A 24,407-nucleotide genomic window follows, 5' to 3' on the forward strand; every position below is an offset into this window, starting at 1 on the left:
CGCAGTTGGCAAAGATGGCAGAATTTTAGGAATTCATACACATATTAAGTTATGTATTCACAATTCTGAGCTTAGCAAGGAACCAACTCTTCCTCACCTTTGGGATGGGCTTGTTCCATCTCTTCCACTTGCAGATGTTCTTGATTGCTACTAATTACTCCCGGTTGTTTGCCCAAACCAACCAATTCACCATCACGTATAACCAATGAGCTTTCACAGTTAGGACAGGTGTAAACTCTATGAGTTTTTCCGTAGATAGCTACTTCATCAACTAGTTCCGAATTTGCCAGGTAGAAAACGAGGGCGCGTTCGGCAAGATCCGACATTGGTTCTGAATCAATAGCTGAACGTATTTTCAGTTTTCTGTGCAGTTCTGGCGACAAATACAAAGTAACTTTTTGCTTATTAGCTTTATTAGCTTGCATAACTCTGTTAACGGTCTTACCCGGGTATGTATCTTACGATATCTACTCCTGTTTGGCTTGTCAAGACAGTAAGACGCTTTAACGTCAATATTGTAATATTTATTTACGATAAATTGGGCGTAAGGTTTTGACCCTAAGAAGAAGTAATGGTAAAAAAGCAACAACATTTTCAGAATATTTAGTGAGATACACATAAATTTCCTCTTCCAGCTAATTAATGAAAGTCTTTACCCCTTATACATTCTGTCTTCTACCTCCTGCCTCCTACTTTCAAAGGAGTGTAAGATACTTTATTTACGCGATCGCCTTATCTGTAATTCTGGGAGGCTGTAGAACAACTCCTGGTTTCCACACTTCCAATCACACTTGGAAAACCTATAGAAATGCTCGGTATGGCTTTAAATTTCCTTATCCCAGCACCTGGAAATCTTTGCCATCAGACAATGCCGACGGCATCGTTTTGATTTCCCCAAGAAACAACACTGTAGAGATTCGCAGTTGGGCAGGAATGCAACTGCCAGAAGATATAACCCAAGACAAAAAGGGCAAAACATCAATAAGTCCCAACTTTACAACTACCCAAGGAGTCGCTGGAGTGCTAACGGTAGAAGTCAGGCAAAAAGAAAGTGTAATCACACTGCAATTAGCCCAAGGAAAACTGAAATACTACTGGCAGGGAAAAGCACCTAGCCAAGAATTTAGTAGCTACTACCGCTTTTTTTCTTACATCGCTAGCAACTATAAAATTGGTCAATAGTCAATGATCAACAGTTAGTAGTTAGTTGTTGTTAGCCATGCTCAATGCCCCCACTTAAAGCACACCTCACACCTCTTCCTAAGTTTTTAATTTTTAATTTTTAATTTTTAATTGTTTACTCCCCAATCCCTAATCTTCATGGCCTAGAGGTGACACAAACCTGATAGATTTAGCTATCAGCGAGTAAAAACAGGTGAAAATGAAAGTCCTGGTTATTGGTGGCGATGGCTATTGCGGTTGGGCAACCGCGCTTTATCTTTCCAATCGAGGTTACGAAGTTGGTATTCTGGACAGCTTGGTGCGGCGGCACTGGGATAATGAATTGGGTGTAGAAACTCTAACCCCGGTCGCACCAATTCAGCAACGCATTCAACGCTGGAAAGACTTAACTGGTAAAACCATCGATTTGTTTATTGGTGATATCACTAATTACGAATTTCTCCAAAAAGCCCTGCATCAATTTGAACCAAATGCGATCGTGCATTTTGGCGAACAGCGTTCCGCACCATTTTCGATGATTGACCGCGAACATGCTGTCATGACGCAAGTCAATAACGTTGTCGGTACGCTGAATTTGTTGTACGCGATGAAAGAAGATTTCCCAGAGTGCCATTTGGTAAAATTGGGAACAATGGGTGAATACGGTACACCCAACATAGACATAGAAGAAGGCTATATCACCATTGAACACAACGGGCGCAAAGATACTTTGCCTTATCCCAAGCAACCTGGTTCAATGTACCACTTAAGCAAAGTCCATGATAGTCATAATATCCACTTTGCCTGCCGAATTTGGGGACTAAAGGCAACAGACTTAAATCAAGGTGTGGTTTATGGTGTCCTCACTGAAGAAACTGGTATGGACGAACTGTTAATTAACCGCCTAGATTACGATGGTGTATTTGGGACAGCGTTGAACCGTTTCTGTATCCAAGCTGCAATTGGACACCCCCTGACTGTTTACGGTAAAGGTGGACAAACGCGGGGATTTTTGGATATTCGGGATACAGTGCGATGTATTGAACTGGCGATCGCCAATCCCGCCCAATCAGGTGAATTCCGCGTGTTTAACCAATTTACCGAACAATTCAGCGTCGGTGACTTGGCAATGATGGTGAAAAAAGCCGGGAACGCAATGGGGCTAAATGTAGAAGTTAATAACTTAGATAATCCCAGAATCGAAAAAGAAGAACACTATTTCAATGCCAAAAACACCAAACTATTGGATTTAGGTTTACAACCTCACTATCTCTCTGATTCCCTGCTTGATTCTCTATTGAACTTTGCTGTCAAATATCAAAATCGAGTCGATAAAAATCAAATTCTGCCAAAAGTTACTTGGCATCGCAAATAGCGAACCATGAATATGCGATCGCTTGTTCTGTTTGTGTTTGTTGTGTTGCCTGGTGTGGCATTTAGTAGCATTAGTCTTTACTATCTGTTTCCTGAATGGACAACACTGGATGCAGCTCATAAAAATTATCAACAAGTGGCAAAGTCTCCATCTGCAAAGGTGGGTGACTTACTCATTGCCCAAGCCGCAGAAAACAGACACAGAATCAATTGCTTTGCTGAAGGAGTCGGAGTTTTGTTAGGTGTGGCGATCACTGCCATTGGTATTCATGGTATTTGCATCCTGCCTAACAAGACATTTTGACCGCACCAATTTTAGATTTTGGATTTTGGATTAAGATTGCAATCCGTCTTGAAAAGCTTTGAGGTTTCCTCCGGGACGCTGCTTTGTAGACGCCCACAGAGCGGTTTCTCGTTAGAGTACGACCTAAGCCCTAGCACCCTTATGGGAAGCCACTTCGTGTCTACAAACTTTTCGCAAAATCGCTTGCTCCAAAATCCAAAATTGATTGACTTCAATCACACTTAGAACACAGGGTAAAACCTGAATGAGGCTGGTTACACAACCCTATTTCACTCAAGTTAGTTGCTGGCCTAAAACTGGTCGTCACATTTTCGCACAATATGACGACCAGTCTGTTGTTTATACATTGGTACAGCACCAATACCATTCGGTTAAGAGGTAAACAAGAAAGGGAAAGGAAGAACAACAAATGTTTTTACACCCTTCACTTTTAACCCAACCGTATTGGAACATGGTAAAAGTCACTAAGTAGAGAGCAACTGATAACTGTTGATGTGTGAAATTGATTGTAGTGCATGAGACAGTTTACGCTGTAAGTAATGCTGAAATTGCCCAGAAGCTGGAATTATCTGAACACCCTGCCTGTAGTGAATGATATTTTATGAGGATTGCTCTTTTTACCGAAACCTTTCTGCCTAAGGTTGACGGCATTGTCACACGCCTACGTCATACTATTGAACATTTACAACGCAGTGGCGACCAAGTACTAGTCATTTGTCCGGATGGTGGTATTACAGAATACAAACAAGCCAAAATATATGGTGTCTCTGGCTTTCCGCTGCCTCTGTATCCTGAGTTAAAAATGGCACTACCTCGCCCAGCCATTGGTCAGATTTTGGAACAGTTTCAGCCAGATATTATTCATGTAGTCAACCCAGCAGTTTTGGGATTAGCTGGTATATTCTATAGCAAGGTGCTTGATATTCCCTTAGTGGCTTCTTATCATACCCACTTGCCTCAATATCTCCAGCATTACGGCTTGGGAATGCTAGAAGGGTTATTGTGGGAATTACTTAAAGCAGGTCACAATCAAGCAGCTTTAAATTTATGTACCTCTACAGCAATGATGGAGGAACTCACAACCCACGGTATTGAAAGAGTAAACTTGTGGCAGAGGGGAGTAGACACAGAAACATTTCATCCTAGCTTAGTCTCCGAGGAAATGCGATCGCATCTGTCCCAAAATCACCCAGATAGTCCCTTGTTATTATACGTTGGACGTCTTTCTGCTGAAAAAGAAATTGAGCGGATCAAACCCATACTCGAAGCTATCCCCACAGCTAGGCTGGCATTAGTGGGAGATGGACCCCACCGCCAAGCCTTAGAAAAGCACTTTGCCGACACAAACACTCATTTTGTTGGCTACCTGGTTGGCAAAGAATTAGCTTCAGCTTTTGCTAGTGCTGATGCCTTTATTTTCCCTTCTCGCACAGAAACATTGGGTCTAGTACTTCTAGAAGCAATGGCGGCGGGTTGTCCAGTAGTAGCAGCCTGTTCTGGTGGCATTCCAGATATTGTGACAGATGGTGTCAATGGATACCTTTTTGCTCCTGATACTGGTGATGAAGGTGCGATCGCTGCTACGCTTCGCCTACTAGAAATGAAACAAGAACGAGAATCTATTCGTCAAAATGCCCGCCGAGAAGCTGAACGCTGGGGATGGGCAGCTGCCACTCGTCAGTTGCAAGATTACTACCAAAAGGTAATTTATTCTGAATTACTGAAAGCAGCGTAATTTGATTATGGATTTTGGATTGGGATGCATGTAGTAGTTAATTGTTGATTTCTAATTACTATAAAACATTAACTATTACCTGGTTACTAGTCCAAAATCTAAATCTAAAATTTAAAATCCGTCTTGAAAAGCTTTGAGGTTCCCTCCGGGACGCTGCGCGAACGCCGGAAGCCCTAGCACCCTTATGGGAAGCCACTTCGTGTCTACAAACTTTTCGCAAAATCTAAAATCCAAAATTTCATGTCACTTCTAAATACTGGTAGTGTCCTAGCTACATTAACCGAACTGACTCAAGTTAATCGCACTCACGCTTTATTACGTCGGGTTAAAGACCTTTCTGTTAATGAATTTGTTTGCTTACTAGATTTTATTACTGCGGAATTTCAGCAATTTCTGCGGGCAATTGAACTGATAAATAACGAAGCCTTAGAAACAATGTTGGAGAAAGTTTTAGAGGCTATTACATTAAAAATAGGTCAAATTCTCCAAGCTGAACATACTACTATTTTTTTAGTAGACAAGGATAAAGGTCAACTTTGGACAAAAATTATTCAAGATAATATTCATAAGCCTTTAGAAATTCGTATTCCGATTACTGTTGGTATCCCTGGTTATGTTGCTAGTACAGGTGAATATTTAAATATATCTGATACTGCTACTCATTCTCTGTTTAGCTCAGATTTAGAAAAACAAATGGGCTATAAGATTGATAATCTTTTATGTATGCCAGTTTTAAGCAGTAAAAATCAAGTTGTTGCTGTAGTACAACTAGCAAACAAAGCTGGAAATATCCCTTTTGATAGTGAAGATGAAGAACGGTTTCGGGATTTTGCTTCTGCTATAGGTATTATCTTAGAAAGTTGTCAATCTTTCTATGTTGCAGCGCGCAATCAAAGGGGTGCAACAGCGCTTTTGCGGGCAACTCAAACACTAGGGCAAAGTCTAGACTTAGAAGCGACTTTGCAAATAGTGATGGAACAAGCAAGAATTTTGATGCAAGCAGACCGCAGTACACTATTTTTATATCGTAAGGAAATGGGAGAACTCTGGACAAAAATAGCGGCGGCAGATGGCAAAAAAATGATGGAAATTCGCATTCCCGCTAACCGTGGGATTGTTGGCTATGTAGCTTCTACAGGTGAAGCACTGAATATTCCTGATGCTTATAAAGATCCCCGTTTTGACCCCAGTACAGATAAAAAAACTGGATATGTAACTCGCAATATTTTATGTTTACCAGTATTTAATTCTGCTAATGAATTAATTGGTGTGACACAATTAATTAATAAACAGCAAGGTAGTTTTAGTGCTTCAGATGAAGAATTTATGCGGGCTTTTAATATTCAAGCTGGAATCGCTTTAGAAAATGCCCGTTTATTTGAAAATGTACTATTAGAAAAACAATATCAAAAAGATATTCTCCAAAGTCTTTCCGATGCGGTAATTTCTACAGACATGGAAGGTTGCATCGTGACTATCAATGATGCAGCTTTAGAATTGCTGGGTTGTCCCTTAACAGATGGAAATGCTAAACATAATAAACTTGCCTGGGAACAAAATATAATTGGTCGCTTTGTGTGGGAGGTTGTACCAATTGATAATTTGCAGATGCGACTGCAAGATAGTTTAAAAATAGGTGCAAGACATTATGTGCCGGAGCAAAGTTTGACGGTAGGATTATATTTAGATACTACAGACCAAGATACCAAGACTTACATTTTAGCAATTCGCGATCGCACTCAAACTGATCTTTTTATTCCCTGGAACCAACCTTTAACCCCGCAATCAAAGTTACTCAGTGCTGATAGTGTTAATCAAATTGAACGTAGCATTAACTTAACTGTTAACCCTCTGACAAACCCAGAAGGAGGGGTGCGAGGTGGCTTGGTAGTTTTAGAAGACATCAGCCAGGAAAAGCGGATGAAAAATACTATGTACCGCTACCTAACTCCTCGTGTCGCTGAACAAGTTATGGCATTAGGAGAAGATGCTTTAATGGTGGGTGAACGCAAAGAAGTCACCATTTTGTTTTCTGATATCAGAGGTTACACTACTCTGACAGAAAATTTCGGTGCGGCTGAGGTGGTATCGCTGCTAAACCAGTATTTTGAAACTATGGTAGAGGCGGTATTTAATCACGAAGGTACTCTCGATAAGTTCATTGGCGATGCTTTAATGGCGGTGTTTGGTGCGCCACTCCCGCTTACAGAAAATCATGCTTGGAAAGCTGTGCAAGCTGCTTTGGAAATGCGACAGCGATTAGAAGAATTTAACCAACGACGCGTGATTCAAGAACAACCCAAAATTTATATTGGTATTGGGATTAGTTCCGGGGAAGTAGTTTCAGGCAATATCGGTTCTCACAAACGTATGGATTATACGGTCATCGGTGATGGTGTAAACTTAAGCTCGCGTTTAGAAGCAATCACAAAGGAATATGGCTGTGATATCATTGTCAGTGAATTTACTTATCAATTATGCCGCGATCGCATTTGGGTGCGCGAATTAGATAAAATTCGCGTCAAAGGTAAACATCAGGCTGTGAATATTTATGAATTAATAGGCGATCGCACTACCTATTTAGACGCCACAACCCACGAATTTCTCTGTTTCTACCATGCTGGACGGGACGCCTATCTTAATCGCAATTTTGAAAGTGCGATCGTCTACTTTGAAGCAGCAAAAAGAATCCGACCAATAGATCAGGCTGTTGATATTCACCTAGAACGCGCTCGTAATTACCTCAAGCAAAGTCTACCAAACTCTTGGGATGGAGTTTGGACAATGATGAATAAATAAGAATGAGAGACAGAGGACGTAAAGACGTGGTGAATAGCTAATGACAAGTGAAAATTGACTATTGACTATTCTGGTTGATTACCATCATCATCCATTCGGAAAGGATTTTCACCAATTCTTAACTGTTTTTTTGCTTGTTTCAAACTTTTCCAAAGATCCTTGATGTTCTCATAGGCCTCTTCAGGAGAAATTTTACCAGCTGTCTCCAGATTGCAGATATAGCTGACTTTTTGGGCAAATTCTTGCAAATTAGCATTGAATACCAAATTTTCTGGCTTTACCTGACCGTAGTAGCGACCCCGAGGATAAAGAAAATCATCTTTGTTAGCCAATTTTCACCTCATTGTTTTTAATCTCAAACTGAACTACTAAGAATTCTTGTATTTGTCTCAAAATATGAGAACTGATAGACGATAAAGGCTAAAGGATTTTTTTGTTCCTCACTTTTTAACCTTTACCCAAACACTTGCCAATGTCAATTTTGGCAAAGATTTATTATTTCGTTTTGAGTAAGTTTGCCGATCTTTCAGAATTTTTGTTAAATACTAATCGTATTTAACTTTAATTAGTAGATTGAATGTAACTGTATTAATTTATACATTAGACTTAATTTATATTTATTGTGACAAATAGTTACCACTTCTAGGAATATAAACAATACATAATTTATGTTAAATTCCCACCATTAGTTTATGCATCTATCTTTCGTCAACAGTTTTACTTAAGTATTTTACTGATGACTAATAGCTAAAAACAAAAGATAAAATGGTTAAGCTTAAATGCATAAAAGCCAGCCATTGAACCTAAATTTACTTCCTGCCATGACTGCCCAAACTAAGCTATACGAAGGCAAAGCCAAAATTATTTATCCTACAGATAACCCGGAAATTTTATTGGCTGTTTTTAAAGATGATGCGACAGCATTTAACGCTCAAAAACGCGGCAGTATCGAAAATAAAGGAAACATAAACAATATCATCTCTAGTAAAATATTTCAACAGCTAGAGGCTCTTGGTGTCAAGACCCACTTTATTGATAGTCCTGCTCCCAATCAAATGCGAATCAAGGCAGTAAAAATATTGCCATTGGAAGTAGTTGTCAGGAACATTGCTGCGGGTAGCCTTTGTCAACAAACAGGATTACCTTTGGGAACTGTACTCAAGATGCCATTGGTGGAATTTTATTACAAAAATGACCAATTGGGAGATCCTTTGTTGACGCGCGATCGCATACTGCTGATGGAATTAGCAACTCCGGAACAAGTTGACAGTATAATCCATCTTGCATTGCAAATTAACGAATTTCTCAAAGAGTTTTTCCAGGGATGTGGCATTACCTTAGTGGACTTCAAACTAGAATTTGGTTTGGACTCACAACAGCAGTTGCTATTAGCAGATGAGATTAGTCCTGATACTTGTCGTTTATGGGACATATCCGCAGGGGATGACCCTAACCGTCGTGTACTAGATAAAGACCGCTTTCGCAGGGATTTAGGCAATGTTGAGGATGCTTACCAGGAGGTTTTAACAAGAGTGCTAGAAGCAGTGGAAAAAGGGTAATTAGGGGTGTGGGAGGTGGGGAGGTGGGGAGGTGGGGAGGTGGGGAGGTGGGGAGTGTGAACAACTAACCACTATTGTAGAGACGCGATGTTCCTCGCGTCTCTACTAACCACTAACTACTAACTACTAACCCAACAACCAACAACTAACTTTGATATAAAGCAAAATCTTTCTTTGATGGTGCGTGGAAGTGAAGAAAAATCAAAATAAAATGCGCTTGTCTCCAGTTTTGATGACAATGGTGGCGATCGCCACACCTCTAAGCGGTTCGCTTCATGCTAGCGCGCAAACCGCTAACAATTCCAAAAAAACAGCAGATGTTGTTGTACCGACAACAACTCAAGACCAAGAAGTTGTCGCGGAATTGCCAACTCCTGATCCAACACAAGAGGTAACAATTCCAACTTCTAATATTCCAAATACTACACAAACTGTTCAAGATACAACATCAACAGCAAGTCCAGAACAAGAAGTTTTTGAGGTATTTTCCACAAAAAAGACGACACAAGAGTTAACAAAATTAACTAATAATCAGTCAAAAAATATACAAAAATCTCCAAAAACAAAGCCAACAACACTTAGGACACAAACAACCAACCAACAAGTCTCTGTTAGCACTCCTGGTGCGTCAGCACTAAAAACAACACCACAGACCATAACATCAGTATCAACAACCCCAAAAACTGCCCAGAATTCTCCCACGATTGTTCCTCAGAACACTCAACCTCCCAATAATCAAAAACCACCTTCTCAGAATCAACCACCAACAAACCAACAACCAAGCAACAACCAACAACCATTAATCAATCAACCACCAACAAACCAACAACCAGATAGTGAACAACAACCACCAACCAACCAACAACAACCAACAACAGAAGCAGAACCTCGCGTATTAGTATCAGAGGTTGTGATTAGGACGGAGACTGGACAACCACTACCAGCAGAACAAGAAAACCAAGTGTACGGGGTAATTCGGACTCAACCAGGACGGACGACAACGCGATCGCAACTGCAAGAAGATATTAATTCCGTCTTTGCTACTGGCTTTTTCTCAAATGTGCAAGCAGTACCAGAAGATACACCATTAGGGGTACGAGTCACATTTTTAGTTCAGTTAAATCCCACCCTCAGTCAAGTAAGAATTAATGCTAACCCTGGTACGAATGTACCTTCTGTACTGCCTCCAAATACTGTCAATAAAATCTTTAGCAACCAGTATGGAAGAATCTTGAACTTACGTGAGTTACAAGAAGGTATTAAACAGTTACTCAAGGTATATCAAGACCAAGGCTACGTATTAGCACAAGTAGTTGGATCACCACAGGTATCTCCTGATGGAGTTGTCACCCTCACTGTGGCAGAAGGGGTCGTAGAAGATATTAGTGTCCAATATCGTAATAAAGAAGGTCAAGAAACAGACAAAAACGGAAAACCGATTAGGGGACGGACGCAGCCGTATATTGTTACACGGGAAATCCAATTAAAGCCCGGACAAGTATTCAACCGCAACGTCATACAAAGAGATTTACAACGAGTCTACGGTCTAGGACTGTTTGAAGATGTAAACGTTTCCCTCAACCCTGGTACTAACCCCAGCCAAGTGGATGTCCAAGTTAATGTAGTTGAACGCAACAGTGGTTCCATCGCCGCTGGTGCAGGTATTAGTTCTGCTAGTGGATTGTTTGGTACTATCAGCTATCAAGAGCAAAACCTGAACGGCAGAAACCAAAAATTAGGGGCCGAGTTAGAAGTTGGTCAACGGGAATTGCTGTTTGATGTCCGCTTTACAGATCCTTGGATAGCTGGAGACCCATACCGAACTTCTTATACAGCAAATCTTTTCCGTAGTCGATCAATTTCCTTGATTTTTGAAGGGCAAGACGATAACATCGAAACCTTTGAACCAGGTAAGAACGATGGTGATACCCCTCGGATTTTACGTTTAGGTGGCGGTATCAACTTTAGCCGTCCTTTGTCTAAAAATCCCTATGAGCGTGCAGAATGGACAGCTTCAGCTGGTATAAGATATCAACGAGTTTCCACTCGTGATTCTGACGGTGATATCAGAGAGGAAGGAACAATATATAAAAATGACCAGCCGACAAAAATTATTGAACTGACCGAATCTGGGACTGGTCAAGATGACTTACTGACATTGCAATTAGCAGCAGTGCGTGATAAACGTGACAATGCTTTACAACCAACAAAAGGTTCCTTCTTCCGCTTAGGTTTGGAACAGTCCGTACCAGTAGGGCTAGGTAATATCTTTATGAGTAAAGTACGGGGAAGCTATAGCTACTATCTTCCCGTAAGATTTACTAACTTTACCAAAGGGGCACAAACTATTGCTTTTAACGTGCAAGGAGGAACCATACTTGGTGATGTACCTCCCTACGAAGCTTTTACTCTCGGTGGAAGTAACTCCGTTCGAGGCTATGAAGAAGGTGCATTAGCTAGTAGTAGTAGTTTCTTGCAAGCTACAGTAGAGTATCGCTTCCCTGTTTTCTCTGTAGTTAGCGGCGCACTATTTTTTGATGCTGCTACGGACTTGGGGACAGAAACAGAGGCTGGAGATTTACTCGATAAAAGCGGTAGTGGCTATGGCTACGGTCTTGGTGTGCGTGTACAGTCCCCGCTTGGCCCCATCCGCATTGACTACGGCTTCAACGATCAAGGAGATAGCCGCATCAATTTTGGTATTGGGGAAAGATTCTAATTTAGTCATTGGTCATTGGTCATTAGTCATTGGTCATTAGTTATAGACAAATGACTAATGACAAGGGACAAAGGACAAATAACAAATGACAAAAGACTATATGCAGCAACAAACCCTCGCATCTGAAATTACTCTTACTGGAGTGGGACTGCATAGCGGTGTAACGACCCAAGTACGGATACAACCAGCCGGGGTAGACAGCGGACGTTACTTTGTACGGATAGATTTGCCCAATACTCCAATTATTCCAGCCCAAGTGCCTGCCGTTACTCAGACAGTTCTGTCAACCCAGCTAGGTAAAGATGAGGAAAGTGTTCGGACTGTAGAGCATTTATTGGCTGCATTGGCGGGTATGGGTGTAGATAACGCCCGTATTGAAATTGATGGTCCAGAGGTACCACTGTTAGATGGTTCAGCAAAGATATGGGCAGAAAGTATTACCCAAGTGGGGTTAGTATCGCAAACCCCAACTACAAAATCTCAGGCTTTGTTGATCAACGAGCCTATATGGGTGCGTCAGGACGATGCATTCGTTTGCGCTTTCCCTGCACCAAGTACTCGCTTTACTTACGGTATTGATTTTGAACTACCTGCTATTGGTAATCAATGGCACAGTTGGTCTCCAACTTCTGAACCAGGAAAGTCTAATGCTAGCTTCATCACAGAAATTGCCCCTGCCCGTACCTTCGGTTTAGTACATCAAATTGAATACCTACAAAAATCCGGGTTAATTAAGGGTGGAAGCTTAGAAAATGCTCTTGTGTGTGGGCCTGATGGTTGGCTAAATCCACCATTAAGATTTGCAAATGAGCCAGTACGTCATAAAATTTTGGATCTAGTAGGAGATTTGAGTTTACTAGGGCTTTTCCCCCATGCTCATTTTTTGGCATACAAAGCCAGCCACAATTTACATGTGCAACTGGCACAGAAAATTTGGGAATTGCGTTAGTGGCTATTGGTTAGTGGTTAGTAGTAAATAGCTAGTGGTACTTTGACTACTAACTACTATCTACTAACTACTAACAAACATAATTCAATCACCTACAAGACCACAACTAAAAATCAACCCCACCCATCAATGGCTACCGTCACCGAAGTAAATTCTACAGATAACCCCACATCAGCACCTACCCAGGTGCAGCCAGATCATTCCACTACAAGTAACTCTGAAACAAAAGTTACTTTTACAGCGGAAGAAATTCAGAAACTTCTACCGCATCGCTATCCCTTTGCACTTGTAGACAAAATTATCGACTACACGCCTGGTAAAAGAGCTGTTGGCATTAAAAACGTCACAATTAACGAACCCCATTTTCAAGGGCATTTTCCAGGACGTCCAATTATGCCAGGTGTTCTAATTGTAGAAGCAATGGCACAAGTTGGTGGCGTTGTCATGACACAAGTGCCACAATTGGAAGGCGGACTTTTTCTATTTGCTGGTATAGATAAAGTCCGCTTCCGTCGCCAAGTTGTTCCTGGTGATCAACTGGTCATGACTGTGGAACTGTTATGGATAAAACAACGTCGTTTCGGTAAGATGCAAGCTCGCGCCGAGGTTGACGCTCAGTTAGTTGCTGAAGGTGAATTAATGTTTTCCCTAGTAAGCTAAAAATTTATTCTCGCGGTAGAGGCATTACCGTAAAGCGCCTCTACAAAATTTTGTATTAGGGATATCAGCAACAACAAACAACATCTGTTACAGTCTGATTTCCATATATTCACTGCCCTCACACTTGTACCAATTTGATGCTTTCGGCTACTGAACTCAGACGCTCCGTGGCGCGTCTGGCAAAAAACTTAGCACGCTTACTGTTCTGGAGATGCACCCTTGAAGACGCTTATTCATCCAACTGCTGTAATTCATCCTAACGCGGAGCTGCACCCGACAGTGGAAGTCGGTGCCTATGCTGTGATTGGTGGGCATGTGAAAGTAGGCCCTGATACTACAATTGGCGCTCATGTAGTGCTAGATGGGCCTGTGGAAATTGGAGCGCGAAATCAAATTTTTCCGGGGGCTGCCATTGGTATGGAACCCCAAGACCGAAAATATGCTGGTGAAACTAGCTGGGTCAAAATTGGTAACGACAATCGCATTCGCGAATACGTGACAATTAACCGTGCTACTGGTTTAGGAGAAGCCACGATGATTGGTAACGGCAATCTGTTGATGGCTTACGTCCATGTAGCACATAACTGTGTGATTGAAGACTCTGTGACTATTTCCAACGCGGTAGCGATCGCAGGTCATGTTCATATTGAGTCACGAGCAACAATTAGTGGGGTTCTAGGTATCCATCAATTTGTGCATATTGGTAAGCACGCGATGGTAGGAGGAATGAGCCGTATTGACCGGGATGTCCCGCCATATATGTTGGTAGAGGGAAATCCTACACGAGTGCGATCGCTCAACCTCGTAGGACTCAAACGCGCTGGTTTGTCTGCTAATGACTTACAAATATTGAAAAAAGCCTTCCGTATTCTCTACCGTTCAGATTTACTCTTTAAAGATGCTTTAGAAGAACTAGAACTCTTAGGAGATACAGAACATTTACAGCACTTGCGTCGTTTCCTCCTACTTTCGCAAATGCCAGGAAGACGCGGTTTAATTCCTGGAAAAGGAAAAGCAAATAGTAGAGATGATGAATCTTGAAAATAAGGGATCGGGGAGAGGAAGGGGGACAAACCAGACAAGGGAGAAAAGAAACACCAGTTCCCCAATCCCGGTTCTTCATTCCCTGTTCCCTTTCCCCAACACCCTCTTCCCTTTCCCCGATACCCCATTCCAAAATGCGAATATTTATTAGTACTGGTGAAGTGTCCGGCGATTTACAGGGGTCGCTATTGGTGACTGCAATGCGAAAGCAAGCTATTGCTGCTGGGTTGAAATTAGAAATTGTGGCTCTTGGTGGTGATAAAATGACGGCAGCAGGAGCAATTTTGTTGGGTAACACCACTGAAATAGGTTCCTTTGGTCTGTTGGAATCTCTACCTTTTGTACTGCCAACTCTGCAAGTCCAGCGTCGGGCGATCGCTTATCTCAAGCAAAACCCACCTGACTTGGTAGTGTTGATTGACTACATGGGACCAAATCTCGGTATCGGCAATTATCTTCGCCGCTATATGCCACAAGTCCCAATAGTATATTATATTGCTCCGCAAGTTTGGGTTTCTTCAATTTCTCTTGGTAATACAGAGCGGATTATTCATGTTAGTGATAAATTATTAGCTATTTTTCCGCAAGAAGCACGTTACTTTCAAAACAAAGGTGCAAAAGTTACTTGGGTCGGTCATCCTCTTGTAGACAGAATAGAAAAATTTCCTCGCCGAGAAGCAGCACGCAGACAGTTGGGAATTGCCGATGATGCGATCGCTGTGGCACTTTTACCTGCCTCCCGTCACCAAGAACTCAAGTATCTTCTACCCGTAATGTTTCAAGCAGCACAGGCAATTCAAGCTAAACTATCACAGGTACATTTCTGGATTCCTTTATCTCTGGAAATATATCGAGAAAGAATAGAAAAAGAGATACAACGACATGGTTTACAAGCTACTGTAGTTTCTGGTCAACAACAAGAAGTACTTGCTGCTGCTGATTTAGCAATTACTAAGTGCGGGACTGTAAATTTAGAACTTGCCTTGTTAAAAGTGCCGCAGGTAGTTGTTTATCGTCTCAATCCTTTTACTTACTGGGTTGCTCGTAATATCCTGAAAATAACTTTTCCCTTTGCCTCACCAGTTAACCTGATGGTAATGAAGGCAATTGTGCCAGAATTTATCCAAGAACAAGCGTCGCCAGAGAATATTATTCAAGCAGCAATGGAATTTTTGCTAAACCAGGAACGTAAACAGCAAATCCAAGCAGATTATCAAGAAATGCAACGAGCTATGGGAGAATTGGGGGTGTGCGATCGCGCCGCTAAAGAAATTTTACGATTGCTATATAACTAAAAATATGGCAATGAGAATCAGGCTGAGAAAAATAGCGAACAAAATAGCATATTCGACTCGGCGACTGATTATTCCGACAGCTGCAATCATAGCAATCGCAAGGCTAAAAATACCAATATACTGTTCTTTTTGCAAACCTTTAGCAATCAGTGGATCTTGCTGTTGACCATTTTGTTGTGGGGTTTCTATAATTTTTTGTGCTAAATAACTTGAGTTAGAATTGGGTAATTTTTGATTATAAATATTCATGATTATTTTTTATTTAGTATTTGTATCAGCTATGTTTACCTAATATAGAAAAATTTTTTACGATTGCTACAAGATATTAATTATTATATTTATATAAATTCAAAATAAACTCTAATCTATTAAATTCATCTACCTGTAGAAATATTGTATATTTTGAGTAAAAGAGAATACATAGAATAAAAATTAAAAAAGCCCAAAATAAGGGCTTTTGTCTTTATTCGGTATGATAGCTGTATTTCTAGCATTCTCAAAATATGAATGTGTCTAAAAAACATGTTAAGAAGATGATTTTGAAGATATAACAAAGCCTGACTCAATCAATCTTCTTATTTACAATAATTTATATTTTTACTTTGCAAATTGCTTTGAGCAATACATCCCTGTTTTTTAAATAGATAGTTTTCTCCAATCAGATAAATACTGATGAACACTAAAGGGATAAATATAAATTTTGGTTTAAGTTCCTTTTGAAAAAGAGATAAAGTTGGTTTCAAAATATATTTATTAATGCTAACATTATCAAACTTTTTTGTTTTTATTAAAACTTTACTTTTCGGTTGCTTACCTAAAGATGCGGCAGTACATTTCTGTTGTAATTCTAAATTTAATACTTGACTCCAACAAGGAAAACTTTTTCCTTGTTGAAAACCGTCAACCTTAACTTTTTTAATCGATTCAGACTTTAAACCAATTATTTCTTGACGTACGTATTTCACCAAGTTTTGTTTGTCTGGTATTTGATTAGATTCCAATCTTACCCGCAAATAACCATTCTTAATACTAACTTTTGCTATGACATTTTTTAGCTGTAATTGGCTATTCATCAAAGATGTAAGAGCTTGAACATCGCCTTGTCTTGCAAGTTCAAAAATTTTTACTTGTGTCATAAATGGTTACATTGAAGGGCTAAAAACATACTTATTGCATAAAATATAACCTTATATCTAAAGTTTTTTCCTCAGTGTTTTCACCAAAAAATTAGATACAAAGATGATATATAACAGATGTTGACTTTACTTTTAACCACCTCTCAATCTAAATTTAATATAGTTTATACAAACTTTATAAATACTTTAATTACTACCCATAGCGTATTGCTGAGCAAAGTCTCTATGAATTTGATATTGTATGATTTTTTGCTGAGCAATACTATAATTGGAGCTAGTGTATGGTACAGTCTTTAAAAGAGCGATCGCTTCGTCCCAATTTTCGACAACTATCTTCCACTCATCTTCAGATTGTGCTAACTTTGCCAGTTTTGCTGTACGTCTAGCTTGATTAATTGCCTGAAGATAATTATCCTTTGGTTTAACTTCATTAGCAGTAAGTGTAGATGAATTTTGAGCAGAGACATTTGCTGAGATACTTTGCTGAAATTCTGGCAATTTAGCAAATGAATACAGCCATAGAGCAACCAAGGGAATTAAAACAAATGTAAATATTTGCCTAGATGTTTTGTGAGATTTGTTACTAAAGCTAAAGAAGCTTGACTTCTTTTTCGTTACTTCTTCCGTTTTTGGTATTTCTGTAACATTAACTTCTGGATGTGAGTTATTACTTGGAAGCGTATCTGCTACCGAGACATTTATACTTTCAGCTTGAAAATTAACATTATTACCAAAAACCAAACGACACTTAAATAAATACTCAATTTGGTAAAAAGCAGCAGCACTAATTAGCCAGATCACAGCAAACACAGCTTTGAGTTTGCTGTAATGTTGACCAGATTCAGCAATTACCTGACTATAGTTCAGCTGAAATAAAGGTAAAAGAGGGGTACAAATTAAAATAGCTGTCAGTGTAGATAAAACAAGTACCAACCAACCATATAAACTTTCTCTCCAACTTACAAATCCTGGGAAAAACCCTTGAATTACATTAATCTTTTCCCCTGGAATCGCGGGAACAAAACGGCTGAAAAAAAAGTGATGTAGAAAAGCGATCGCTGGTATGGGTAATACAAGTACAAATATTGCCAGTAGTGTAGCTGACTCAGGTTTTTCTGACCATTTTGCTAAGTTTAGCCATAAGTCATGATCGCGTCGGATCATGGTTACAAACCCTGTCATCACCACAGATAGGATTAGGGCATTCAGCCATGCATTTGGGTGAGGCAAGCATTTCCATAATCTAAACTTGTTCATATAAAACGGACATTTTTAGATGACACAGACGTTTATAGGCTGTAACTTTAACATCTTTATTGCCAAAATAATAATATTTTTGACAAGAGACACTAAATTTGTTATTCAACATGCGTCTGTGTGGAACTCACACCTGCTATGACGAAATTTGTCCAAGCATCGTTTTTAGATAATAGGGAACAGTATTTTCAGTCTCCCAGCGATGAGCAGGTTCCAGATGCTGAATAATTTCGTAACTGACGATCGCATGATATAAAGCAGCCAAGGGCTGTGTTATTTGAAATACAGAAGTTAATTGTTTCATTGGCAAGTAAACTGTCCAAGGCTCTAAATAAGCATTCCGTAGATGCGTTTGCACATCCACTACATTAGGAAGTTCTTGTGCAATATCGAACAGAAAGAATCCTGCATCGAAAAACGGATGTGAAACTGCACTATCAGACCAATCGAAATAAATATAGCTTTCTTGCGCGTCAATCACATTTTGACAATAAAAATCACCATGTATTAGGGTTTGAGGGATACCACAAGTTTCCAAAACTTCACACCATGACAGCAGTTGAGGTATGAGAGTGCGTAACTCCTCCAAGTCTGACTGCTGGAGAAATGGATTATTCTGAGGGAGCAGTAGCGCAGCATCATCTGCAAATAACGGTTCTATTCTTTGAGTAAGCTGATTGATTCGTCTGTCAGGAAAACCAATATCTAGCAATTGATTAACCATTATCGCCATCTGAACTTGAATTTCAGCATATCGTCGTAGTGCTGCTTCCCATCGAGAGATATCAGCGGTTTTCCCCAAATGCTGACCCTCGAACTCTCTCATTAACATCCATTGTTGTTCTGTATCTACAGCAATTAGTTTAGGCAAGCAATTGGGATAAAGTTGAGCTAGAAAATCAGTGAATGTGGCTTCTGTGCCAAAAATCCCATACCCAGTCTTCAAATAAAGTGTTCCAACTGTTGTTCTCACACGCAATAAACAAGAGCGAGTTTGAGATTTAACTTGCTCAATCGGAGCGGTTGCACTTAAACTTAAGGCATCAAGTTGCTGATGAATCCAAGTAGAAGCCTTATAACTCCACATAAAAATTACCCATCCAATTATTGCAAGGGACAGATACAATTTCTCTGGTATTCATTATTGATGAAAAAGGAGTTGTAAGGCGTTGCTAGCGAATCATAAGTACCAAATTCCCAAAATTTAGAATTATTAAATAATACAACTTTTTACTGATAACCCTGCTCTACTGATAACTTCACGGTAAGTTGTTCCAAAACTATCACTTGCAGCATAACTATAAATTATGCTGCCACAGGAACATTTGCTAGCCTACCATCTTCCATATAAACAATGCGATCGGCTATGTCTAAAATCCGGTTGTCGTGAGTTACTAAAAGAATAGTACAACCTTGCTCTTTAGCTAGCTTCTGCATCAAATTAACCACATCTCGACCAGATTTGCTATCTAACGCTGCTGTTGGTTCATCCGCAAGGACAATTTTTGGATGACTTACTAATGCACGAGCGATCGCTACTCGTTGTTTTTGTCCTCCCGATAAATCATTTGGGTAATAATTAAGACGATTCCCCAACCCTACCATCTCTAACATCTCGGCGGCGCGAGTGTACATTTCTTTTGGTGAAAGTCCGTCATGTAGTTCCAACCCCATCCTGACATTTTGTACAGCAGTCAAGCTACCGTGCAAATTATGCGCTTGGAAGATATAACCATTATTACGTCGCGCTAGTGTCAGTGCTTTGTCATTAGCACCACACAGTTCTCTTCCCAACACCCGCAAACTCCCTTCTTGAGCAGAACGCAACCCACCAACTAAGGTTAATAGGGTAGTTTTGCCAGAACCAGAAGGGCCTGTCATGATCACAATTTCACCAGCGTTAATTTCTAAATTAATATCAAATAACGCTTGTTTGCAGAGTTGTCCTTTACCAAAGTAGTGATTCAGATTTTGAACAGAAATGACCATATTTAGTTAGTGGTTAGTGGTTACTAAATAATCACCAAACGACCAATGACAATTGACAATTGACAATTGACAAATTTAAAACATATCTGCGGGATCAGCAGCTAAGACTTTGCGAGTAGCGATCGCTCCTGAAATCATACACATAACTATCGTCATAATTAACACTTGCAAGGCTCGGGCCAAGGTCATGTATAGTGGCAAATTTGTCGCACTCCGGGTAAGGGCGTAGAGTCCCGTAGATATGGCAAATCCAGGTAAAAAACCTAACGCTGCCATAATGATGGCTTCTTCAAATACCACACTCAACAAGTACCTATTTTGATAACCCATAGCTCTGAAGGTGGCGTATTCTTTCATATGAGCGTTGACGTCGGTGGAGAGGACTTGATAAACGATAATCACCCCGACTATAAATCCCATTGATACACCCAAACTAAAGATAAAGCCGATCGCAGTGTTGGTTTGCCAGTAATATTCTTCAAATTTGACAAATTCTTCTTTAGTTAAAACTTTGACATCTTGCTCATTTTCAAGATATTTTTGCAAAGTTGTTGCTACTTGTTGCGGGTCATAACCTGGTTGAACTTGAATTAATCCTAAGTTGACGCTACCTGCTTCTTTTCTAGGAAATAACCGCAAATAGTTCTGGTCGCTAGTAATTAAACTACCATCAGCGATAAAGGAAGCCCCAACTTTAAATAACCCACTGACAGTAATTGTCCGGCGTTCGATTTCAGTAGTGACGGTTTTACCTTGCTCAATTTGAGCGATCGCTTCTTGGTAGTCTCCCCTCGAACCACGATCAAATAAGACGGTATCTGGTAGTTTAATTTTATTCAGTTGGCTATTGACTTCTGGTAAATTAAATGCTATTTGATCTGGATTGAAGCCAATTACCAAAACCATTGTCTCTTTGCGAGTTTGGGGATTCTTCCAAGAGACGGTGTTGATGTACATCGCTTCTGCTGACTTCACCCCTGGTACGTCCATTGTTTGGAATAGTCGCCGCCGAGTAAATGTTGATAAATTGGCGATGTTACGCGCTTGGGGATTAATTAAAACAATGTCTGCTTCTAAACTGCGATGCAATCTGGTGTTACTGTTGTATAGAGCTGCTTGGAAGCCTGTTTGCATAAACATTAATAGGTCAGCGAAGGCAATGCCTGATAATGCTACGAGAAAACGACTTTTATGACGGTTGAGTTGCAGCCATCCTAAAGGTGTGCGTCGCTGTAATTGCTGAATAAATCCAATCATGATCGCTTTGTATTAAGTCATTTGTCATTGGTCATTGGTTATTGGTCAGTAGTTGGTAGTTAGTGGTTAGTGTTTAGTGGTTATTTCCTCACTCTCCCCCTTGTCCTCCTTGTCCTCAATCCTTGATCCCTGATCCCCAATCACTGCCTTCACTTGCAGATTGGTAAATTTTGCTGCTTTCTGGGTGGAGGCTTGGTCTAACTGTGCGTGGACTTCTACGACTCTGGCGTCAATGTTGCTGGAGGGATCGCTGTTGATGACGTTTTGTCGTTGGATTTGCCAGCCAATTCTTTCTACAGTTGCGTACAATTCACCAGGAATAGAGTCACTTTCTAAGCGGACTTTTTGCCCGGGATGCACTTTACTAATATCACTTTGGTAAACTTCTACTACTGCATACATCTGGTTTGTTTGCCCTATTTCGGCGATGCCGTCATTAGATACTAATTCACCTGGACGGGTGTATATTTTGAAAACCTGACCATCTTGAGGCGATTGCACGTAAGCTTGTTTTAAGTTGGCTTCTGCTCTTTTGACAGACGCGATCGCTTTATTTACTTCCGCTTGGACTGCTGCTATATCCACAGGGCGAACTTCGGCGATGCGATTGAGGGTAGCTTTACCTGATTCGATTTGTTTTTGTCCAGATGCTTGAATGCGTGTCAGGTTTGCTCTTGCTTCTGCTAATTGTTCTTGCAAAGATTCTTCTATGCGCTTGAGGTTTGCTTTGGCCTCTGCTAGTTGTTGTTGTGCTGTTTGCCAAGTCAGGCGCTTGCTATCCTGGGAGGATGCCGAAATCGCTCCTTGTTGATACAACTTTTGATAGCGCTGGTATTCGGCTTGGGCATTATCTAGCTGTGCTTGCAACTGAGCAATAGTTGCTTTTTGGGCTTCGATTTGTGTGTTTTTTTCTGCTTCCAGACGCGCGATTGTGGCTTTTTGGGCTGTGATTTGGGTTTCTCTTTCTACTTGCAGCCGATCAATCTCTGCTGTCTGGGCGGCAATTTCACCTTGCTTTGCACCTGCCTTAACTTGCAACAGATTAGCTTGGGCTACTTGTACTGCTTCTTTGGCTTCTTCTAAGGCAGCTGCTAGGCGATCGCGACTGTCTAAAATTGCGACTATTTGTCCTGTTTTGACTGTATCCCCCTCTTGCACCAACAATTGTTCTACCCGACTCCCTTCTGAGGAAGCAGGTGCGGATAGTTTGATCACTTCTCCCTTTGGTTCTAATCTACCCAAAGCTGTGACTGTTTTGACTTCTGGTAGTTGCACTAACTGTTGTTGTGCTTTCTGTTGTTCAGCACTCCGAGACTGCTGAAGCGTGTAAACACTGATGCCACCTATAGTTAAAGTTACAACTGCTGCGATCGCAATTGACGGACGAAATATCGATTGTGGGAAGAAAGAACCCTCTTTGATGTTTTGCAGCATAGCATCTTTGCCCCAAAACTAAACTGTTTAGTTTTATAATATAACTAGACTAAACCGAACAGTTTAGTTTTGCAAGTACTATAATGTAAATAAACTAAACTGTATCGTTTAGTCATATTCCTTGCAGTTTCTTGATAAACACGGCACGACAAATATTAGGGAAAAGGTTAAGGGTTAACCTCTGGCTTTTTCAGAAATACTATTGTCGTGTGCGTGTTTCTCTCTTTAAGCATCACAATCTATAGACAAAAATTTATAGAAAAAATAAGGTGCTAGGGGTTTAGGGTGTAAAGATATAAGGGAGAAAGGGTGTGGGGTGTAGAGGAAGAGAAATTTTGCTCCTTGATTGTAAACTCTGTTCATGGTGTCTCTTATAGAAGTCGGGATGCATGTGAAAGGAATGAAATTTTCCTTTACCCCTTACCCTAATATCTCTGGTACATAGCAGGAATGAGTAAAAAATGATACGTGTAAAAGCAAATGAAATTGAGCGTGAGAGTTCACCTGAGAAAGTAGAACAAATTCTCCAAGGAGCAATGCAGGAATTTCTGGCGCATGGCTTTGCTGGTACAAGTATGGATAGGGTAGCAGCAGCAGCAGGCGTTTCTAAAGCTACTGTTTACAGCCACTTTGCAGATAAAGAGGGGCTATTCAAAGCATTAATCGAGCAACTAGCACGCAAGAAGTTTCAGTTGATATTTGGTAGCGAACCTTTAGAAGGGGAACCACTACAAGTTTTGCGCCAGGTAGGAACTAGAGCTTTAGAACAGATGAGTACTGACCAAGAACATTCTGCGTTTATGCGTGTGTTAATTGGGGAATCTGGTCGCTTCCCAGAGTTAGCTCAAATTTGTGTGAATTCAATGATTAAGCCAACCTTGGATGCTCTCAATCAATATTTAGCATCTCATCCAGAACTGAAAATAGCAGATTCAGAGGCAATGGCGAGAATTTTACTTGGATCTTTAGTGCATTTCCATATTACGCAGGAAGTGCTGCATGGTGAGAATATAATACCAATGAAAGGCGATCGCATCATTGACACTATAATTGATTTGCTTGAGAAATCTGTTCAATCCTCATGATCTCTGCTCGTAGGTTTTGCCGAGCAGATGATTCAAATTTATTAAACATCAAGTCTGTCAGGTAAATGCGATCTCTATGTAAAAACTGCCGCAAAACTTGCTTTCTCCCTGCAAGATACTCTACATCTGGCATCCAAAGATATTCCTGACGAATTAAAAGTGCATATTGATGGTAGCGTTGGGGATTGCTACCTAAAATTTCTAAATCTGCATCCAAGAACACTTGAGCATCAAAATCATCTGGTTCGGCTTGATCATGCTTGGTGTTTAAAATTAGACTTATAACTCTAGCAATAATACTATGAGGAATTTGCAGCGAACCTAAAACTTCAAGAGCATAACTAGCACTCTGTTGTTCATTATCTTGTGTCAGAGTATTATACACTACATCATGAAACCAAACCGCAAGTTGAACAGGAGGCAAATCTTGAACCTGGTTTTGTAATGTCTCTATTGTAGAGAGTACATAGTAGATGTGTTCTAAGGTGTGATAATAGCGACCCGGAGCAGAATAAGCTGCAACTAGTTGCGAAAAGGCTTCTTCAGCAACAGTTTGTTCTACTTGAAAAGATTGGAGTAACTGCCACCACTTAGTGAACAAATCATAATTAATTTTTACCACTACTAGTAAAAGTACGGTGAATTATTAA

Annotated in this window: 22 protein-coding genes; 12 read left to right on the top strand and 10 right to left on the bottom strand. The window is 40.4% G+C overall.

Annotated elements, in window-relative coordinates; all coding sequences use genetic code 11:
* Positions 1–71: 71 nt before the first annotated feature.
* Positions 72–425, bottom strand: coding sequence for a hypothetical protein (locus tag RS893_RS09855; RefSeq protein ID WP_315791015.1), 354 nt, complete (start codon positions 423–425; stop codon positions 72–74).
* Positions 426–642: 217 nt separating this feature from the next.
* Between RS893_RS09855 and RS893_RS09860 the strand changes: the two genes are divergently transcribed.
* From RS893_RS09860 to RS893_RS09880, 5 genes are all read left to right on the top strand, one after another.
* The gene (locus RS893_RS09860; protein ID WP_315791016.1) at positions 643–1,182 is read left to right on the top strand and encodes a hypothetical protein; all 540 of its coding nucleotides are present in this window, start codon (positions 643–645) and stop codon (positions 1,180–1,182) included.
* A gap of 199 nt (positions 1,183–1,381) precedes the next feature.
* Entirely contained in the window at positions 1,382–2,536 is a 1,155-nt protein-coding gene (locus RS893_RS09865) for an NAD-dependent epimerase/dehydratase family protein (protein WP_315791017.1), read from the top strand.
* A 12-nt stretch (positions 2,537–2,548) separates the two neighbouring features.
* On the top strand, positions 2,549–2,839 hold the full coding sequence (locus RS893_RS09870) for a hypothetical protein (protein WP_315791018.1): 291 nt from the start codon (positions 2,549–2,551) through the stop codon (positions 2,837–2,839).
* Between the two features lie 601 nt (positions 2,840–3,440).
* Entirely contained in the window at positions 3,441–4,574 is a 1,134-nt protein-coding gene (locus tag RS893_RS09875) for a glycosyltransferase family 1 protein (protein WP_315791019.1), read from the top strand.
* Positions 4,575–4,814: 240 nt separating this feature from the next.
* Positions 4,815–7,373: a GAF domain-containing protein gene (locus tag RS893_RS09880; protein WP_315791020.1), complete on the top strand. Its 2,559-nt coding sequence runs from the start codon at positions 4,815–4,817 to the stop codon at positions 7,371–7,373.
* 65 nt (positions 7,374–7,438) lie between these two features.
* Here the strand turns inward: RS893_RS09880 and RS893_RS09885 are convergent, their stop codons facing one another.
* Complete coding sequence (locus RS893_RS09885) at positions 7,439–7,705, bottom strand: DUF7219 family protein (RefSeq protein WP_315791021.1); 267 nt, start codon at positions 7,703–7,705, stop codon at positions 7,439–7,441.
* Positions 7,706–8,194: 489 nt separating this feature from the next.
* Between RS893_RS09885 and purC the strand changes: the two genes are divergently transcribed.
* The 6 genes from purC to lpxB all read left to right on the top strand — a co-directional run bounded on the left by purC (position 8,195) and on the right by lpxB (position 15,599).
* On the top strand, positions 8,195–8,932 hold the full coding sequence (gene purC / locus RS893_RS09890; protein WP_315791921.1) for a phosphoribosylaminoimidazolesuccinocarboxamide synthase: 738 nt from the start codon (positions 8,195–8,197) through the stop codon (positions 8,930–8,932).
* Positions 8,933–9,143: 211 nt separating this feature from the next.
* Positions 9,144–11,651, top strand: a complete 2,508-nt coding sequence (locus RS893_RS09895) for a BamA/TamA family outer membrane protein (RefSeq protein WP_315791922.1) — start codon at positions 9,144–9,146, stop codon at positions 11,649–11,651.
* A 100-nt stretch (positions 11,652–11,751) separates the two neighbouring features.
* Positions 11,752–12,600 (top strand): UDP-3-O-acyl-N-acetylglucosamine deacetylase, encoded by an 849-nt coding sequence (gene lpxC, locus RS893_RS09900; protein WP_315791923.1) that lies wholly within the window; start codon positions 11,752–11,754, stop codon positions 12,598–12,600.
* A 129-nt stretch (positions 12,601–12,729) separates the two neighbouring features.
* Positions 12,730–13,260, top strand: a complete 531-nt coding sequence (gene fabZ, locus RS893_RS09905; protein ID WP_315791924.1) for a 3-hydroxyacyl-ACP dehydratase FabZ — start codon at positions 12,730–12,732, stop codon at positions 13,258–13,260.
* 219 nt (positions 13,261–13,479) lie between these two features.
* On the top strand, positions 13,480–14,301 hold the full coding sequence (gene lpxA / locus RS893_RS09910; protein ID WP_315791022.1) for an acyl-ACP--UDP-N-acetylglucosamine O-acyltransferase: 822 nt from the start codon (positions 13,480–13,482) through the stop codon (positions 14,299–14,301).
* 137 nt (positions 14,302–14,438) lie between these two features.
* A complete protein-coding gene (lpxB, locus tag RS893_RS09915) occupies positions 14,439–15,599 on the top strand; it encodes a lipid-A-disaccharide synthase (RefSeq protein ID WP_315791023.1) in 1,161 nt (386 codons plus the stop codon).
* Here lpxB and RS893_RS09920 read toward each other — a convergent pair.
* The 7 genes from RS893_RS09920 to RS893_RS09950 form a co-directional block, all read right to left on the bottom strand.
* On the bottom strand, positions 15,588–15,848 hold the full coding sequence (locus RS893_RS09920) for a hypothetical protein (protein ID WP_315791024.1): 261 nt from the start codon (positions 15,846–15,848) through the stop codon (positions 15,588–15,590). The two genes, lpxB and RS893_RS09920, sit on opposite strands and share 12 nt — an antisense overlap.
* 326 nt (positions 15,849–16,174) lie before the next feature.
* Positions 16,175–16,735, bottom strand: a complete 561-nt coding sequence (locus RS893_RS09925; RefSeq protein WP_315791025.1) for a hypothetical protein — start codon at positions 16,733–16,735, stop codon at positions 16,175–16,177.
* A 186-nt stretch (positions 16,736–16,921) separates the two neighbouring features.
* Complete coding sequence (locus RS893_RS09930) at positions 16,922–17,917, bottom strand: hypothetical protein (protein WP_396336456.1); 996 nt, start codon at positions 17,915–17,917, stop codon at positions 16,922–16,924.
* A 211-nt stretch (positions 17,918–18,128) separates the two neighbouring features.
* The gene (locus RS893_RS09935; protein WP_315791027.1) at positions 18,129–19,079 is read right to left on the bottom strand and encodes an aminoglycoside phosphotransferase family protein; all 951 of its coding nucleotides are present in this window, start codon (positions 19,077–19,079) and stop codon (positions 18,129–18,131) included.
* A 218-nt stretch (positions 19,080–19,297) separates the two neighbouring features.
* Positions 19,298–19,981, bottom strand: a complete 684-nt coding sequence (locus tag RS893_RS09940) for a DevA family ABC transporter ATP-binding protein (protein ID WP_315791028.1) — start codon at positions 19,979–19,981, stop codon at positions 19,298–19,300.
* Positions 19,982–20,056: 75 nt separating this feature from the next.
* Positions 20,057–21,238 (bottom strand): ABC transporter permease DevC, encoded by a 1,182-nt coding sequence (gene devC, locus RS893_RS09945; protein WP_315791029.1) that lies wholly within the window; start codon positions 21,236–21,238, stop codon positions 20,057–20,059.
* A 66-nt stretch (positions 21,239–21,304) separates the two neighbouring features.
* Complete coding sequence (locus RS893_RS09950) at positions 21,305–22,672, bottom strand: ABC exporter membrane fusion protein (RefSeq protein WP_315791030.1); 1,368 nt, start codon at positions 22,670–22,672, stop codon at positions 21,305–21,307.
* Between the two features lie 461 nt (positions 22,673–23,133).
* On the opposite strand from RS893_RS09950, the gene RS893_RS09955 reads away from it, so the two are divergent.
* A complete protein-coding gene (locus tag RS893_RS09955; protein ID WP_315791031.1) occupies positions 23,134–23,757 on the top strand; it encodes a TetR/AcrR family transcriptional regulator in 624 nt (207 codons plus the stop codon).
* On the opposite strand, the gene RS893_RS09960 is transcribed toward RS893_RS09955, so the two are convergent.
* Positions 23,717–24,379: a hypothetical protein gene (locus tag RS893_RS09960; protein ID WP_315791032.1), complete on the bottom strand. Its 663-nt coding sequence runs from the start codon at positions 24,377–24,379 to the stop codon at positions 23,717–23,719. The genes RS893_RS09955 and RS893_RS09960 overlap by 41 nt on opposite strands.
* Between the last annotated feature and the right edge of the window lie 28 nt (positions 24,380–24,407).

It is taken from the genome of Fischerella sp. JS2, assembly GCF_032393985.1.
In the GTDB taxonomy this organism is placed as follows: Bacteria; Cyanobacteriota; Cyanobacteriia; order Cyanobacteriales; family Nostocaceae; genus Fischerella.